Origin of the sequence: Rhizobium sp. BK538 (assembly GCF_014197575.1) — a bacterium.
In the GTDB taxonomy this organism is placed as follows: domain Bacteria; phylum Pseudomonadota; class Alphaproteobacteria; order Rhizobiales; family Rhizobiaceae; genus Rhizobium.
Map to the genome: position 1 here is coordinate 44304 of NZ_JACIFT010000027.1, position 16201 is coordinate 60504.

16 protein-coding genes and 3 pseudogenes are annotated in these 16201 nt (G+C 60.0%); 11 read left to right on the top strand and 8 right to left on the bottom strand.

Features of this window, described 5'->3' with window-relative positions:
* Positions 1-46: 46 nt before the first annotated feature.
* From FHX09_RS25840 to FHX09_RS25870, 7 genes are all read left to right on the top strand, one after another.
* Positions 47-1522 (top strand): sugar ABC transporter ATP-binding protein, encoded by a 1476-nt coding sequence (locus FHX09_RS25840; RefSeq protein ID WP_184450807.1) that lies wholly within the window; start codon positions 47-49, stop codon positions 1520-1522.
* Positions 1519-2571 carry an ABC transporter permease gene (locus FHX09_RS25845; protein WP_132593578.1) on the top strand — a complete coding sequence of 351 codons (1053 nt, stop codon included), beginning with the start codon at positions 1519-1521 and terminating at the stop codon, positions 2569-2571. Before FHX09_RS25840 ends, FHX09_RS25845 begins: the two co-directional genes overlap by 4 nt.
* A 120-nt stretch (positions 2572-2691) precedes the next feature.
* A complete protein-coding gene (locus FHX09_RS25850) occupies positions 2692-3696 on the top strand; it encodes a sugar ABC transporter substrate-binding protein (RefSeq protein WP_132593580.1) in 1005 nt (334 codons plus the stop codon).
* Between the two features lie 60 nt (positions 3697-3756).
* Positions 3757-5298: a sugar ABC transporter ATP-binding protein gene (locus tag FHX09_RS25855; RefSeq protein ID WP_132593582.1), complete on the top strand. Its 1542-nt coding sequence runs from the start codon at positions 3757-3759 to the stop codon at positions 5296-5298.
* The gene (locus tag FHX09_RS25860) at positions 5288-6307 is read left to right on the top strand and encodes an ABC transporter permease (protein ID WP_132593584.1); all 1020 of its coding nucleotides are present in this window, start codon (positions 5288-5290) and stop codon (positions 6305-6307) included. Before FHX09_RS25855 ends, FHX09_RS25860 begins: the two co-directional genes overlap by 11 nt.
* Positions 6308-6309: 2 nt before the next feature.
* Positions 6310-7287, top strand: a complete 978-nt coding sequence (locus FHX09_RS25865; protein ID WP_184450808.1) for an ABC transporter permease — start codon at positions 6310-6312, stop codon at positions 7285-7287.
* A gap of 35 nt (positions 7288-7322) precedes the next feature.
* A complete protein-coding gene (locus FHX09_RS25870; RefSeq protein ID WP_132593588.1) occupies positions 7323-8711 on the top strand; it encodes an LLM class flavin-dependent oxidoreductase in 1389 nt (462 codons plus the stop codon).
* Between the two features lie 220 nt (positions 8712-8931).
* On the opposite strand, the gene FHX09_RS25875 is transcribed toward FHX09_RS25870, so the two are convergent.
* Genes FHX09_RS25875 through FHX09_RS25900 form a run of 6 tightly spaced genes read right to left on the bottom strand, consistent with a single transcriptional unit; the run spans position 8932 to position 13166 of the window.
* The gene (locus FHX09_RS25875; protein WP_007800163.1) at positions 8932-9741 is read right to left on the bottom strand and encodes an IclR family transcriptional regulator; all 810 of its coding nucleotides are present in this window, start codon (positions 9739-9741) and stop codon (positions 8932-8934) included.
* Between the two features lie 14 nt (positions 9742-9755).
* Entirely contained in the window at positions 9756-10145 is a 390-nt protein-coding gene (locus FHX09_RS25880) for a RidA family protein (RefSeq protein WP_132593590.1), read from the bottom strand.
* Positions 10146-10162: 17 nt separating this feature from the next.
* Positions 10163-10933, bottom strand: a complete 771-nt coding sequence (locus FHX09_RS25885) for an amino acid ABC transporter ATP-binding protein (protein WP_132593591.1) — start codon at positions 10931-10933, stop codon at positions 10163-10165.
* A 12-nt stretch (positions 10934-10945) separates the two neighbouring features.
* Complete coding sequence (locus tag FHX09_RS25890) at positions 10946-11605, bottom strand: amino acid ABC transporter permease (RefSeq protein ID WP_007800158.1); 660 nt, start codon at positions 11603-11605, stop codon at positions 10946-10948.
* A gap of 4 nt (positions 11606-11609) precedes the next feature.
* Positions 11610-12272, bottom strand: a complete 663-nt coding sequence (locus tag FHX09_RS25895; RefSeq protein WP_132593593.1) for an amino acid ABC transporter permease — start codon at positions 12270-12272, stop codon at positions 11610-11612.
* Between the two features lie 54 nt (positions 12273-12326).
* Positions 12327-13166, bottom strand: coding sequence for a transporter substrate-binding domain-containing protein (locus FHX09_RS25900; RefSeq protein ID WP_007800155.1), 840 nt, complete (start codon positions 13164-13166; stop codon positions 12327-12329).
* 502 nt (positions 13167-13668) lie between these two features.
* Between FHX09_RS25900 and FHX09_RS25905 the strand changes: the two genes are divergently transcribed.
* Positions 13669-13980 (top strand): metalloregulator ArsR/SmtB family transcription factor, encoded by a 312-nt coding sequence (locus FHX09_RS25905; RefSeq protein ID WP_132593594.1) that lies wholly within the window; start codon positions 13669-13671, stop codon positions 13978-13980.
* A 93-nt stretch (positions 13981-14073) separates the two neighbouring features.
* Positions 14074-14478: a PAS domain-containing protein gene (locus tag FHX09_RS25910; RefSeq protein ID WP_132593595.1), complete on the top strand. Its 405-nt coding sequence runs from the start codon at positions 14074-14076 to the stop codon at positions 14476-14478.
* A 132-nt stretch (positions 14479-14610) separates the two neighbouring features.
* Here the strand turns inward: FHX09_RS25910 and FHX09_RS25915 are convergent, their stop codons facing one another.
* The gene (locus tag FHX09_RS25915; protein WP_183722848.1) at positions 14611-14955 is read right to left on the bottom strand and encodes a hypothetical protein; all 345 of its coding nucleotides are present in this window, start codon (positions 14953-14955) and stop codon (positions 14611-14613) included.
* On the opposite strand from FHX09_RS25915, the pseudogene FHX09_RS25920 reads away from it, so the two are divergent.
* Positions 14933-15317, top strand: a pseudogene (locus FHX09_RS25920) (type II toxin-antitoxin system VapC family toxin). The gene FHX09_RS25915 and the pseudogene FHX09_RS25920 sit on opposite strands and share 23 nt — an antisense overlap.
* 84 nt (positions 15318-15401) lie before the next feature.
* Positions 15402-15796 (top strand): annotated as a pseudogene (locus FHX09_RS30130) (integrase); the annotation flags it as partial.
* 21 nt (positions 15797-15817) lie between these two features.
* Here the strand turns inward: FHX09_RS30130 and FHX09_RS25925 are convergent.
* A pseudogene (locus tag FHX09_RS25925) lies at positions 15818-15983 on the bottom strand (IS481 family transposase); the annotation flags it as partial.
* Between the last annotated feature and the right edge of the window lie 218 nt (positions 15984-16201).

Here is a 16201-nt window from a genome sequence, read left to right on the forward strand (position 1 = left end):
TCTCCAGGTCAATATCAGCCGCTCGAAGCCGATCGGAATACCCACGATGCCACTTCTTCATATAGACAACCTCACCCGCAGCTTTGGCGCGACGCGTGCGCTGACGGGGATCGATCTTTCGATCGATCGGGGAGAGATCGTCGCGTTGATGGGCGCGAACGGCGCCGGCAAGTCGACGCTGGTCAAGATCCTGTCGGGCGTGCTTGCCGCAGACGACGGCAAGATCAGCCTCAACGAACATGCCTTCGCTCCCCGTACGCCTTCCGAGGCCAGCAGTGCCGGTATAGCGACCGTCCATCAATCGACGGATATTGTCGGCGCCGCCGGGCTTACGGTAGCGGACGCACTGCTCCTGCATCGCTTTGCCGACCGCGGCACGCCGTTCTTCGTCTCGAGCCGGAGCCTCCGTCGCCAAGCGCGGGCAATGCTCGACGCCGCAGGCTTTTCGCTACCGCTCGATCGCGACTTCGGCGATCTCGCTGCGGCCGACCGTCAGCTCGTGGCGATTGCCCGGGCTCTTGCGGACAGGGCCGATCTGCTGATCCTCGACGAGCCAACCGCCAGTCTTTCCGGCGACGAAAGCCGCCGACTGTTCGACATACTTTTGCGGCTGCGTTCCCAGGGCCTCGCGATCCTCTACATATCCCATCGTACGGCCGACCTCGAAGCCATCGCAGATCGAGCCCTCGTGATGCGCGGCGGCCGTGTCGTGCGCAGTTTGCGGCGACCGATTGACATCTCGAGTGCCATCGAAGCAATGATCGGCCGCCGGCTCGAGGCGGCGCATCCGGATGCGCGCGGCCAGGCTGGACCCTTGGTCTTTGAGATGCGTAGCGCGCGGCTCGTGCCGACAAGCGTGCCCTTCGATCTGACGATACGAGAAGGAGAGGTCGTCGCAATCACCGGGGCGCTCGGCGTTGGCAAGAGCCGACTGCTGTCTGCGATCTTCGGCGCGAACCGGCTTGCCGGCGGAGAAATGCTGCTCGACGGGCGACCGCACGCGCCGCGATCCCCTGCCGAGGCGCTTGCCGTTGGCGTTGCAATGGCTGGGGAAGACCGCCATCGTTCATCCTTGATCCCAGCGGGCTGGCCGGGTCATTCGCTTGCCGCCACGATCAGTCTTCCGCATTTGTCGAAATGGTATCGGCAAGGCTTCCTGCTCGGCGACCGGGAACGGCGCGAGGCAGCAAAGGCAATTTCCCGTCTCGGGATCAAGACTTCTGATCCCCTCGCCTCCGTCTGGAGCCTTTCCGGCGGCAACCAGCAGAAGACTGTGATCGCCCGCTGGGAGGCTGAACCAAGCCGACTGCTTCTCCTCGACGAGCCTTTCCAGGGCGTCGATGTCGGGGCGCGCCGCGATATCATCGACGCGATCCGCGCCCGTACCGATCGCGCCACATTGATCGCCAGCTCCGATCCTGAGGAGGCCTACGAGGTCGCCGATCGCATCCTGAACATCGAACGCCATACCCTGCGACCGATCGCAGCCGCCAATCCAGTCATTCAAGGAACATATGCATGACGACGATCGATGATCGTGCTCTTTCAAAGGAAACAGCTGCACCTGACGGCAACAGCAAATATAGACGCAGCGCCGGCGCGGTCTTGCGCTCCGGCGCGGTCTTCATTCTGCTCGGCCTGATGCTGGTCGGCTTCGGCGTTGCCGAACCAGCCTTTATCAACATCGGCAATCTGATGAGCGTCCTGCAGGCAGTGTCTGTCGTCGCGATCCTCGGGGCCGGCGTCACAGTGACGCTCGCCGTCGGCGGTTTCGATCTTTCCATCGGCGCGGTCGCCGCCTCGAGCGTCATGGCGGCAAGTTACGCCATGATCGTCTGGCAGTTCGATGCCTTTGCGACGGTACCTCTCGTGTTGGCCTTCGGCGCGACAATTGGGCTCATCAACGCCGTGCTTATCGTGCGCCTGCGCGTGCCCGATCTGCTGGCCACGCTTGCCATGATGTTCCTTTTGTCCGGATTGCAGCTCATCCCGACGGCGGGCCGCTCGATCTCGGCCGGCCTGGTTCTGCCGGATGGATCGAAGGCGGTAGGAGCCTTTGATCCGGTCTTTCTCCTCATCGGCCGGTATAGCTTCCTCGGCACCTTGCCCGTCTCGGTGCTGCTCATGACGCTCGTGGCTCTTGTTCTTTATGTCCTCACCGAACGGACGCGCATTGGTCGCCTGCTCTTTGCAACCGGCGGCAACGAGGTGGCGACACGCCTTGCAGGAGCGTCCACCGCGCGACTGAAGACGCTTGCTTATGTCATTTCAGGTGCGCTCGCCTCTCTCGGCGGCATCGTAATCGCCGCCCGCGTCGGTCGCGGCGACGTCTCGTCCGGCGGATCATTGCTCATGGATGCCGTGGCCGCCGCTCTGATCGGCTTCGCCGTTCTCAACCTTCGCCGCCCCAATGTGCTCGGAACTCTGGTGGGGGCGGTCTTCGTCGGCGTGCTGCTGAACGGCCTGACGATGCTGAACGCGCCCTATTACACGCAAGACTTCGTCAAGGGTGCAGTGCTGGTCGGCGCACTTGCCCTCACCTACGGCCTTGGCCGCAACCTGGATCGCTGAGGGCTGGCTGCCGCCTTCCGAAATTTTCCCGTCGGGCGGTCCTTTTGGAATGACGTTTCTCCTTAATGATATAAATCCATATATTTTATGGATTAAAGGAAAAACGAGAGGGCTATTTCCATGACTGAAGAAACGGCATCCGGCTTCGGCCGCCGCGAAATATTGAAGCTCGCGGCCGTCGCGGGGGCAACATTTGCAGGCGCAGGCGTATTTGCGTCGGCGTCGGCTGCGGAGGATGGGCTTTCGCTGAAGGGCAAGCGCATCGCAATCAGCGCGACCGGCACCGACCACTATTTCGATCTGCAGGTCTACAACGCCCAGATCGAAGAGGTGAAGCGGCTGGGCGGCGAGCCGATTGCTGTCGACGCCGGCCGCAACGACGGCAAGCTGATCGCCCAGTTGCAGACGCTGGTTGCCCAGAAGCCCGACGCACTGGTGCAGATCCTGGGTACTCTTAGCGTCATCGACCCGTGGCTGAAGAAGGCCCGCGACGCCGGTATCCCGGTGCTGACCGTCGATGTCGGCTCGACCAATTCGCTTAACAACACGACCTCGGACAACTGGGGCATCGGCAAGGATCTCGCCTTGCAGCTGGTGTCCGACATCGGCGGCGAGGGCAACATCGTCGTCTTCAATGGCTTTTACGGCGTGACGCCCTGCGCCATCCGTTACGACCAGCTGGTCAATGTCATCAAGTACTTCCCGAAGGTGAAGATCCTTCAACCGGAACTGCGCGACGTCATCCCGAACACCGTCCAGGACGCGTTTACGCAGATCACCGCGATCCTTAACAAGTATCCGGAAAAGGGTTCGATCAAGGCCGTCTGGTCAGCCTGGGATATTCCCCAGCTCGGCGCTACACAGGCGATTGCCGCGGCCGGCCGCAACGAGATCCGTACCTACGGCGTCGACGGCAGCCCCGAGGTTCTCCAGCTCGTCGCCGATCCCAAGTCTCCAGCAGGTGCCGATGCTGCCCAGCAGCCGGCCGAGATCGGTCGCGTCGCGATCCGCAACGTCGCCAAGCTCCTGGCTGGCCAGACCCTGCCGCGCGAGACTTATGTCCCGGCTCTCCTCGCAAACAAGGACAACGTCACCGAGATCACCAAGAAGCTCGGCATCGGTTGATAGCCGTCCCGCGATGCGGCCAGGCCGCATCGCGCACCTTACCTGTGAAGAGCCAGCAACATGACCGCAGCTGAAACAGCTAAGCCCGGCGACGACATCATTCGTTTTGACCGTATCGTGAAACGCTTCGGTGGCGCGCAGGCGCTGGCAGGCGCCTCCTTTGCTGTGCGACGCAGCACCGTGCACGGCCTCGTCGGTCAAAACGGGGCCGGCAAATCCACACTCATCAAAATCCTTGCCGGCCTGCATAGGCCGGACGAAGGGCGCATTGAAATCGAAGGACGCGGCTACGAAAGCCTGACGCCGCATCTCTGCGAAGAGCTTGGTATCCACTTCATCCATCAGGACCGCCTGTTGGTGCCGACGTTCACTGTCGGGGAAGCGCTTTTTCTCGGCCGCGAAACACGCCTTCCCGGAACACCGTTCCTCGATCGCCGCGCCATGCAGCGGCGGGCAGAAGAAATCCTTCTCAACTACTTCGGGCTGCGGCTGGCGAAAGATGCCCTGATCGGCGAGCTTTCCACTGCCGAACGACAGATCGTGCAGATTACCCGTGCCCTGCTCGACCAACCCAAGGTACTGGTCTTCGATGAGCCAACAGCAGCGCTGGTGCGGCGTGAGGCGGAAACGCTCTTCCGGCTAATCCGACGCCTTCGCGACGATGGCGTCACCATCATCTATATTTCTCACTACCTCAACGAGATCGAGGACCTGTGCGACCACGTGACGGTCCTGCGCAACGGCCTCGACGTCGCCTCGCTGCCGATTGCCGAAACCTCGGCGAAGGGCATCGCCGGACTGATGATCGAGCGCGATATCACCGAGATGTTCCCGAAGTCACATGTCGAGCCGGGCGCTGAAATCCTCAGGGTCGAGGCTCTATCGGCACCGAACCGTTACGACAATGTCGGTTTCACGCTGCGCCGTGGCGAGGTGCTTGGCATCACCGGTCTGCTGGGATCGGGAGCCAAGGATCTCATCCGTACGCTCTTCGGGCTGGAACAGGCCGCATCCGGTCGGATCGAGATGGACAGCAAGGCTGCGCAGTTACGCAACCCCAAACAAGCCGTCGAGCGAAGCGTCGCATTGGTGCCGGAGGATCGGCGTGGCCATGGAGTGGGTCTCGATCTTAGCCTGACCGAGAACATAACCTTGTCGAGCCTTGCGCGATATACCCGCTTCGGCTTCCTGAAGCGGAAGCGTGAACGCTCGGACACCGACGACCTCATTTTACGCCTGCAGATCAAGACCACCGGACGAGACGCCCTGGTGCGCACACTTTCCGGTGGCAACCAGCAGAAGGTCGCAATTGCCAAATGGCTGAGCCGACAATCGGAGATCTACCTCCTGGACGAGCCGACCGCAGGCGTCGATATCGGCTCCAAGGTGGAGATCTACGCGTTGATCGGAGAGCTCGCCGCCCGTGGCGCCGGCGTCATCGTTCTTTCCTCTGATCTGCCCGAGCTTGTGGGCATTACCGATCGGATCCTCGTTTTCTTCCGCGGGCGTGTTGTCCGCGAACTCGTCTCCTTAGACACCACAACGGATGAAGTGCTGGCGGCATCGACCGGCGCTTCGGAAGGATTGCGCCATGTCGGCTGATGTTCAGTTCGCTTCCCTGCCCGCCATTGCCGACAGCGACGCACCGAAGTCCAGGGGCAATCTTGCAGCCGCTGCACTTCGCTTCGGCTCGTTGCTCGCCTTTGCCTCCATTTTTGTCGTCTTCTCGCTCACCGCTCCTTATTTCTTCACGATCGGCAACATCGGGAATGTTCTCGGTCAGTCGGCCATCGCAGGCGTTCTTGCGATCGGCTTGACGATCGTCCTGATCGCCGGAGGCTCAAACGTGGTCACTGGCGGCATCGATCTGTCGCTTGCCGCCAATATGGGCTTGAGCGCTGCGGTCTATGCTTCGCTCATTCAGCTCGGCTATGGCGATGCGACTGCCGCCGTGGGAGCAATCCTTACCGGGCTTGCGATCGGTGCCGTCAACGCTGCCGCCGTCGTGCTCGCCGGCATCGTGCCGCTTCTGGCAACGCTTGCCGTGATGAATGTTGTTGCCGGTCTTGAACTGGTTCTGACCCAGAACACCGTGGTACCCGCCTCCACCGACGTGCTGACCGCGATCTCGACGTCTGACAGCTTCGGAGTGCCGATCCTCGCCTATATCCTGATCGGCTTCACAGCCATTGTGGCGGCGATCATCCAGTACACGCCACTCGGGCTGCGGCTTTACGCGGTCGGTGATTTTCCGGACGCTGCCCGCGCAGCTGGCCTTCCCCTCAAGCGTCTTGTCGCCAGTGCGTTTATCGCAAGCGGCCTCTGCGGTGGCCTCGCCGGTGTTCTCTCGGTGTCCTATCTCAGCGGCAGCACGACGGGTTCCGGGGAAATGCTCCTGCCAGTCGTCGTCACCGCCCTGCTTGGTTCGGTGTTTTCGCGCCGCCTTGTTCCGACGATCACCGGCACCCTGATATCGGCGCTCTTCGTCGGCTTCCTCGTCAACGGCTTCCAGCTTCTGAACCTGCCGAGCACACTCGTCAGCGGCGTCCAGGGTCTCCTGATCCTGATCGTCGTCTCTGCCACGACCTTGCTACGCAAATGGGAGATCTGACCATGTCTGCCTCAATTTCCGCCGGGCGACTGATCGCCCGCCTTTCCCGGTATGGTTTGATACTCGCTCTCATCGCCGTCTTCTCGATCTTCTCTGCTGCCGCCCCAACCTTCCTGACGACGGGCAATCTGCAGAGCATTCTCGTCAACAACTTCACGCTGCTCGCCATCGTCTCGATTGCCATGACGCTCGCGGTGTCGGCTGGCGGGATCGACCTCTCGGTCGGCACCGCAGTCGATTTTGCAAGCTTCGCGTTCGTTTCGCTCGTTCTTGCCGGCCAACCCGTCGCGCTCGCACTGCTCGCGGCCCTCCTGGCCGGCGCCCTTGTGGGAGCCTTCAACGCGATCCTAATTTCTGCAATCGGGGTGTCGCCGTTCCTGGCAACACTCGGCACACTGTTCATTGGCCGCAGCATCCAACAGCTGCTGACGAATGGCGGCAATCCCGTCTATCTTGCCCCGAACGGCGTTCCCGATGCCTTCCGCTTCCTCGGGCACGGAACCATCGCAGGCCTACCAGTTCCACTTCTAATCGCTGCCGTCGTGATCTCAAGCGTCGCAGTGCTGTATTCTCGAACGCGTTTTGGTCGTGTTGTGCTATCCATCGGCCTGCAGCCAAGCGTGGTGCGCTATTCTGGCATCGCGCTTGGACGAGATGTCGCCGTCATCTTCATTCTCGCAGGCACGGTCGCAGCAATTGCCGGCATCATCCTGACGTCCACCGTCACGGTCTACATTCCCTCATCAGGCAATGCTTTCCTGCTGAATGCGATCGGCGCCACGTTCATCGGTACAACCTTCTCGCCACTCGGCCGGCCGAACGTCGCCGGTACGGTGCTCGGGGTTCTCCTTCTCAGCATCGTGTCCAACGGTCTGCTTTTGACCGGACTGAACTTCTACTGGCAGCAGGTCGGCACCGGCAGCCTCATCTTCGCCGTGCTGGCATTCAGCTTCATCAACCAGAAAGCGGTCGGCGCCTGATCGCGGCCGAACCAAACCAATGCAGGAACAGTGACATGAGCCGAGAAATCAGGCTGAACGCCTTCGACATGAGCTGCGTCGGACACCAATCGCCCGGGCTCTGGCGCCACCCGCGCGACAAATCCTGGACCTACAAGGATCTCGATTACTGGGTGCATCTTGCCAAGACGCTCGAGCGCGGGAAGTTCGACGGGCTCTTCATCGCTGACGTGCTCGGGGTCTACGATGTGCTGAACGGCAATGTCGATGCGGCGCTGCGCCATTCGGCACAGGTGCCGGTCAACGATCCGCTGCAGCTCATCCCAACCATGGCCCATGAGACCGAACACCTCGGCTTCGGGCTGACGGCATCGCTCTCCTTCGAGCACCCCTATACCTTCGCCCGCCGGATCTCCACGCTCGATCACCTGACCAAGGGGCGGGTGGGCTGGAACATCGTCACCTCCTACCTCAACAGCGGTGCCCTCAATGTCGGCCAGCCCGCGCAGACGAACCACGACGATCGCTATGACCTCGCCGACGAATATCTCGAGGTCTGCTACAAGCTTTGGGAAGGCAGCTGGGAGGATGACGCCGTCGTCCGTGACCGCCAGAAGGGCGTTTTCACGGATCCGCGGAAAGTGCACCCGATCCGCCATGCGGGCAAGCATTTCACCGTGCCGGGCATTCACCTCAGCGAGCCCTCCCCACAGCGCACACCGGTACTCTATCAAGCGGGCGCCTCCAGCCGTGGCAAGGACTTCGCCGGCGCTCATGCCGAGTGCATTTTTGTCGCCGCACCGTCGAAAGCCGTGCTCAAGCGCTATGTCGCCAATGTCCGGCAGGCGGCCGAGCGGGCCGGCCGCAACCCGCGCGAAATCCTCGCCTTCAATCTGCAGACGGTCATCCTCGGCGAAACGGACACCGAGGCGCAGCGCAAATTCAGCGAGTACCGGCAGTACGCATCCTTTGAAGGAGCGCTGACACTGATCTCAGGCTGGACGGGGATCGACTTTGGCCAGTTCGGCCCCGACGAGGTGCTGCGCCACCGCCATACCAATGCCGTACAGTCCGCCGTCGAGACCTTCACGACGATCGATCCGAGCAAGGAATGGACCGTACGGGAAATGGCCGATTGGGTCGGTGTCGGCGGCTTCGGACCCGTCTTCGTCGGCTCACCATCGACAGTCGCGGACCTGATGCAGGAATGGGTCGAGGAGACCGACGTCGACGGTTTCAACCTTGCTTACACGGTAACCCCGGAGAGCTTCGAGGACGCGGTCGAGCTACTGGTGCCGGAACTCCAGAAACGCGGCGTCTACAAATTGGAGTATCGACAGGGAACCCTTCGCGAAAAGCTGGGTGGCACAAGCCCTCGCCTGCGGGCGCCGCATCCAGCCACCGCCTATCGCAATCTCGCAAACACGACGAAGCTTGCCGTGTAAGGCCGATAGGACGCAACGGCAAGAAGCCTATGACGTCTTGTTTGATCATTGCCGGCTCGGCTTAAGAAGCAACCTATAACGTTACCGTGCTGAGCTTCGACGTACTGCTGGCAAAGTTGCGCGACGACTTAGCTTCCTAAAGGGCGAAAAGGCACCGCGTTGACCTAGAAGAAAAGCCGCGCGGGAAATGGTCCGCGTCTGGCTTTGTCGCCAGGTGCCCTTAGCTTAGCGCGCCAACACGCCGATCCGAGTTGCGTGAATAGCCGAGCTTCTCGGATATTTCCGATGCAGCGTCGAGAAGACTCTCAAGGTAGGCCGCCCGATTGCGCAGGCCATCTTCGCGCGGCGCGACTAAACATAGCGTCGCGATGCATGCACCATCCGCCTGATGAACCGGCACGGCGAAGCAATGCGTAAAGTTCTCGACTTCGCTGTTGAAGGTGAAATAGCCGTCGCGCGCCGCGTTGCGGACTTGGCCGATGAAGTCGGCTGGATCGAGGCGCCTGCCGTTCGGCAGGACGAAGTCGTCCGGGGGAATGAGGTCAAGGATCTGGCGGTCGGACAGGTGCGACACGAGCAGCCGCCCCGAGGCCGTCCAGGGTATCGAGACGAGTTCGCCTACATTTGAGGAAATGCGGAACGGGCGGATGCCTTCCCGCATCATAGCCACCGTATACTTCGTACCCTCGAGGACGCACATCTGCGCCGTCTCCCGGGTTTCCTCTGCGAGGCGGATCAGCATGCGCTCGCATTCGCGCATGAGGTCGAACTGTTCGGCATAGGCGGTGCCGAGGAAATAGAGCCGGCGGCCGAGATAGACCCGGCCATCGTCCTGATAGTAGTCGAGCATTCCATGGCTGAGCAACAGGTTGACGAGCTCGTAGACCGAGGAGCGCGGCGCACCGATCTCGGCGGCGATCTCGTTTGGCCGCATGGGCTGGCGCCTCACGCGCAGGAATTCGAGGATCTCAAAGGCACGATCCAGTCCTCGGGTGCGCCGCGACACTGTGTCGACACCAGCCTCAGCCATGCTTTTCTCCAGTATTAGGCGCGATCCGCGCGGTAGGCAACGCAGTCAACTTCGACCTTGCAATCGACCATCATGCGTGATTGGACGCAAGCGCGCGCCGGAGGGTTTTCGCCGAAATAGTCGGCATACACGCCGTTAAAGCTCCAGAAATCGCGCGGATCGTCAAGCCAAACGCCCACGCGCACGACGTCTTCAAGGCTGTAGCCCGCCTCATTGAGAATGGCAATCAGGTTTTCGATCGCCTTTCGGCTCTGGGCAACGATTCCGCCACCGACAATCTCCCCCTTTTCCATAGGGACCTGACCGGAAACATACAGCCAGCCGCCTGCTTCGATGGCTCGGGCGAAGGGAAGTGGTTGTCCGCCTGCGCCAGTTTCACCGGCCCCATAGCGCTTGATCGTCATTCTTTTCACTTTCTCTTTTAGTTGAAGCTGGAGGTCTTCAGGAATTCAGCCAAGCGCTCGGTCTTGGGCCTCACGAACATCTCCCTTGGATCACCCTGCTCGCAGATGACCCCTTGATTCATGAAGATGACACGCGATGAAACTTCGTAGGCAAAGCGCATCTCATGGGTGACCAGCAGCATGGTCATGCCGTCTGCCGCGAGACCCTTGATCACCTGCAGCACTTCACCCACCAGTTCGGGATCAAGAGCCGAGGTCACCTCATCGAACAGCATAAGGCGTGGTGACATTGCGATTGCGCGGGCGATTGCCACGCGTTGCTGCTGACCACCGGAAAGCTGGCCGGGGTAATGATTGGTTCGTGCCGACAACCCGACGCGGTCGAGCCAACGCTCGGCGATCAAGCGCGCTTCGGCTTTCGGCATCTTCTTGACCTTGATGAGGCCAAGCATGACGTTCTGGGCTGCAGTCAGGTGCGGGAACAGGTTGAATTGCTGGAACGCCATTCCCGTAAGAGCGCGTTGACGGGCAATCTCCTTCTCGGTCTTGCGCCGACGCGTCGATCCTTGGACGTGGTAGCCGATCTCTTCGCCATCGAGGCTGATCGTGCCGCCCTGGAATTCCTCCAGCATGTTCACGCAGCGCAGCATCGTGGTCTTGCCCGAGCCGGACGAGCCGATGATCGAAATGACCTCGCCTTCCTGCACGGAGCAGTCGACGCCTTTGAGAACCTCGTGTTGGCCATAAGTTTTGCGCAGGCCCTTGATTTCAAGCATTGTCTTGGCCATCGATCGGCCTCCTCAGGATGGAAGGGCAGTCTTGCGCTCGACGAATTTGCCGAAACGCTCGATACCGAAGTTGACGACGAAATAGAGGGCTCCTGCCAGGAAGTAGAACTGCAGGCTCATGAAGTTGCGGGAGATGATCTCCTGCGTGCGCAGCAGCAGCTCCGCTACACCGATAACCGACAAAAGCGTCGATGCCTTCACCATTTCTGCCGCCGTATTGACCCAGGCTGGCAGACACTGGCGCAGGGCTTGAGGCCACAGGACGGAGGTGAACGTCTGCGTGAACGTCAGTCCGATCGCCTTTGCAGCTTCGGTCTGTCCCTTCGGGATGGCTTGCAGGGCACCGCGAACGATCTCACCGACGTGGGATGAACAAAATATCGCCAGCGCCAGAACGCCCGCCGCGAATGGTCCCAATTCGATGCCCACGGCGCTCGAGACGTAGTAGCTGGCGAGGACAAGGACCAAAACCGGCGTGCCGCGGATCACATCCGTATAGGCCCTCACGATCAGGCGCAGCACACCGTTTCCATAAACCAGAGCCAGACCGACAAAGATCCCGAGCACCGAGCCTGCGAGGATGGCCAGCAGGGAGATCGATACCGTCATCGCGACGCCATTCACGATGACATGGCGGGCGATCCAAAGTTGATCGAGAAAAGTTTGAGACATTGGCTTACCTCGGCAATGCCAGACGCCGCTCGACAAGGCGCATCAGGGCGGCAATGAGGAAACAGGTGACGACATAGAGAGCGGATGTGACTATCCAGGTCTCGATGACACGGAAGCTCTCGACGTTGATCTTGCGCGCTGCAAACGTCAGCTCGGGCACGGCGATCGTTGCGGCAAGCGATGTGTCCTTAAAGAGAGAGATGATTGTCGACGATAGCGACGGCAGAACGTTGCGGATCATCAGTGGCGCTATGATCGAGGTGCGTATCTGCATCGACGTTAGGCCAATCGCCATTCCGGCTTCCGTCAATCCCTTTGGAATAGAAAGAAGTCCAGCGCGGAAAACTTCCGCCAGATACGCTCCCGAGTAGAGCGACAGAACCAGGACGAAGCTCTTTATCTTGTCGAGCCGGAAGCCGATCTGAGGCAGCGCAAAGAACGCAAACAAGACGAGAACGAGGATCGGCAGATTTCGTATCACAGTAACATAGGAGCGCGCCGGCACGACGATGAGGCGGTTCCTCGAAAGCAGCGCGAAAGCTACAAATATGCCGAGGACAGCCCCGATCAAGATCGAGATCACCGCCAAGCCGAGGCTCAACATCAAGCCGCTAAGTAGGAAATCGAAGTTGCGCCAAACGGCAGCGAAATTCAGCGTATAACCCATTGTAGGCCGCCCCTCCAGAAGCGGGAGCGGGATGGACCCGCTCCCTCGGGCCATTTACTTGTATTCGACCGGGAAGCCGATTTGCGGAGGCGTCAGATCCTTGCCAAACCAGGTCTTGAACGATTTGGCATAGGCATCAAATTCGACACCGGTCATGGCTTCGTGAAGGGCGGTGTTGACGAAATTCAGCCAATCCTGGTCGCCGCGCTTGACGCCGCAGGCATAGGTCTGCGGATTCCAGCCGAAGCCTGCATCCTTATACTTGCCGGGGTTTTGGGTCATGTACCACGCCAGCGAGGACTGGTCGGTGGCCACGGAGTCGGCACGGCCGGATTCCAATGCCTGATAAATCAGGTCTACGGAGTCATACTGGTCGACTGTCGCTTCTGGAAGCGCGGCATGAACCATAGCTTCTGCATAAACATTCTGCAGGACCGAAATTGTCACCGATGAGCCGGCAGCCTTAAGCGCTGCGTAGTCGGCATACTTGCCATCAGCCTTCAGCATCAGGCCGACACCTTCACGGTAATAGGGAATCGTGAAGGCGATCTGCTGGGCTCGCTCGCCCGTCACCGTCATGAACTGGCAGGTGATGTCGACTTTGTCCGTGGTGATGTTCGGAATGCGGGCGTCTGAGGACTGATTGACGTACTCGATCTTCTCAGGATCGCCAAAGAGAGCCTTGGCGATGATGTGACCCATATCGACGTCAAACCCCTGGAGCTTGTCATCGGCGCTCTTGAAGTGCCAGGGCGCATTGGTGCTGCCCGTCCCCATGACGAGGTGACCGCGAGCAAGCACCTCGTCGAGCTTGCTCCCGTCCGCGAGAACCGGGCTGGAAAGAATTGTGGCTGCGGCCAAAGCGATCAGGCCGACACGAAAAGAAGATGTCATGGCGTTCCCCTTGTGAACATTTTGCTCTTGTCCAATATTCCGGACACCTGTCTGTTTTATTGGATTTTCACAGGAAGCGGCATCAGCAATAAATTGTCAAGCTGCATCGCCAAAAAAGCTGCAGCGATGCGAACTGGCTTTTTTTGCAGGGCAGCATTTCTCCCATATTCGAGCTAGTAGCCCTCGACACGTTGTCTTGGCCGCAATCAAAGGTTGAACTGACGGACAGCTAAGGTTGTCGGTCACCTTCGAGAAATCGGGGCTGCGCGAAAAGAGGCTGCCCGAAAAGACTTTCACGGATGGCCGACGTCACCGTCCGATCCAGGGAAATGTCTTCGCCCGAGACCATTGCGCGCGCCGCTCATACGCGCTGGCAGCCACAGTCGGACGGACCGTCTCTTCGCCCAAAGTCGATCAATCAATTTCGATCAAGCTGCCATAGCAATTTCGCCACCTTACGTTTAAGTAAGCGCGAGTTTTCGAAGTTAGGTGAATCCCTGAAATGCACAGCGATACAAACTTCCATGAAGAGGCAAGATTGCTTGCGCTTCTGGCAAACGAAAAAAGGCTCGTGATTGCCAGCCTTCTCCTGGACAATGAGCTGAACGTCGGCGAGCTCGCGAAACGAGTTGGTCTTTCGCAGTCGGCTCTATCCCAGCATCTGGCGAGACTACGTGAAGGCAAGATCGTAACAACACGACGTGACGCCCAGACAATCTACTATTCGACCACCCACTACGGCGTCCGAAAAATCCTTTCGACCCTAGATGAAATCTGCACTCGTCCGACAGTAACGGTGAGCACGTCGAGTTAAACTTCTGGGGAGTGCCCGGTACTGAGAAGTGCCAACTTGCGGAAGAACAGGGCTGCTCCATCTTCTCCTCATATCGGTCTCTGAGGAGCGGCCATGATACCCCAAGGCGATCACCTGTTTTCCACGCAAATCTCAGGCGAACCGATGCCCGATGCCGGTTTGTTTACGTGGGACCTCCGGAGCAATCTCGTCTATGCAGACAGCGCCCTTGCGCGGTTGTTTGGCCTTGAGCCTGACGAAGCAGAACATGGCCTGCCGCTACAGACCTACATGGAGCGTATTCATCCTCAGGATGCGCCGACCCTGGCCAAACAGATCAACGACACCATTGTTGCGGAGCATCCCACGGTGCAGAACTACCGCGTCCTGAACGAAGATGGGATCTATGTCGCTGTTTGCGCGTTTGGCCGGTGCTTTCGTGACCGCGAAGACGTTCCGGTTCATTATGCGGGTATCGTCGTACCCGCCGAGACGTTGCCGGACTACAAATCTCACTAGGTTGGTTCGCCTAAAAGGCGCGGGGCTCAGACCATGGATGCCGCAATAACCGACGGAGTGCAAAAAATGTCACCCTGACGACAGTTCCGTGTTGCCCCCCCCTCATAAAAGCAACTGCCACCAAATGGTGCGCTAGCGTCCGGCGCTGAACGTCTCGCCGTTTCCGCCGTCGTGATCGTCGCCGCTCCTCATTGCCCTCTCTAGCCGGATCACCGCGTCAATGAACGCGGGAAAGGCAGACTTGAGAAGCTCGAGGTTTGCGGCGACCTTGTCGGGCTTCAGGTCGAAACCGTATTTGTGGCGCACGAGATGGCGAAATCCCTTGAGTTCAAAAAGAGCATCATAAAGTTCGAGATCGAGTAGTGCCGGACGCGTTGGTGGCGCGCCTGCCGGAACTGGACAGTCGCAGTGACGAGGAGATCGTCGGCTATGACGGGCATGGAATTCCGAACTGATGGTGATCGATACCTCCGCCATCGTCGCGATCCTGCGTAACGAACCTGAGGCGGCGAAACTCGAAAGAGCGCTTGTCGCCAGCCCAGTTCGCCTAGTTCCGGCGACATGCGTGCTCGAAGCGCGCTTGGTGCTGGTCAGCCAGCGCGGAGAACACGCATTGGCCGAAATCGATCTGTGGCTCCGTAAGATCGAGGCGGACATCATCCCGGTCGATTCCGATTTAGTCGATTTGGCGACGCATGCCTGGTTGACCTACGGCAAGGGCCGTCATCAGCGGCATTGAATTTCGCCGATGCTTTTCCTACGCTTTGGCAAAGCGCGCGGACGAACCGCTGCACTTCATCGGCGAGGACTTTTCCCGGACCGATATCGGGGCGGCATGATTGTAGCCGGCGAAGCTGCGTCGGACAACCTGCCTGACATCGTCCTCTCCCCTGCTCTACCCAGCATTTGATCTAACTGATTGTGCCCGAGGCTAGCGACGCTCCGAAATCACCGGGGCGGACCTTGGCCGTGATCAAATGGAGGATGGGCGCGGCTGCATCGAGATCCTCGATAAGGGCCTGCTGCTGACGCTGCGCGGCAAGACCGGCTGGCGGCGCGAGGTGGAGGTCGGCCGCGGGTCGTCGGATGCGACCTGCTGCGTCGTCGCCATCGAGACCTGGACCAAGTTCCTCAGGCTTGCCGATAGGCCCCCTGTTTCGCCACGTCACCGGACAGGGAAAGTCTGTAGGGCGAGAGCGTTGGAACGACAAGGAAGTGGCGCGCCCGGTCAAGCGGGCCGCTATGGCCGCCGGCATTCGCGGCCATATGCGCGAAATAAGGCGCGCCCTTCAAGTTCTCGGGGCACTCGCTGCGTGCGCACCGGGTTTGCCGCTCTCGAGCCGGTTGGAAGGTCTGCAACAGACGTCCGCTTCCGCCACTTGGGGACGGGTCTTTTGATTGATCCCGTAACGCTTCGAAAGCGTCCTCAGGCTCTCTTGACTGTGGTGTATCGCTCGACGGACTGCCTCTGTCGTCGTGGCGCTCCCATGAAGAACCTGGCCCATAGTGCATCCTTCGATTCGGAAGACAGGAATGCCCCATCAAAGCCTGGGATCAACCTCTAGAACCGCGACCGCCTCGCCGCAGCCGCGATCACAGCGGCCCCGCTTCAATCTTTTAACGGCAGCGAGCTCCCGTTCAGATTGGTTAAGGGCCACCTGCTCGAACCCGGCGAGGGGATCGAGATCGCAGCAGTCATCTTCAGCAATCGCGACGAAGACAG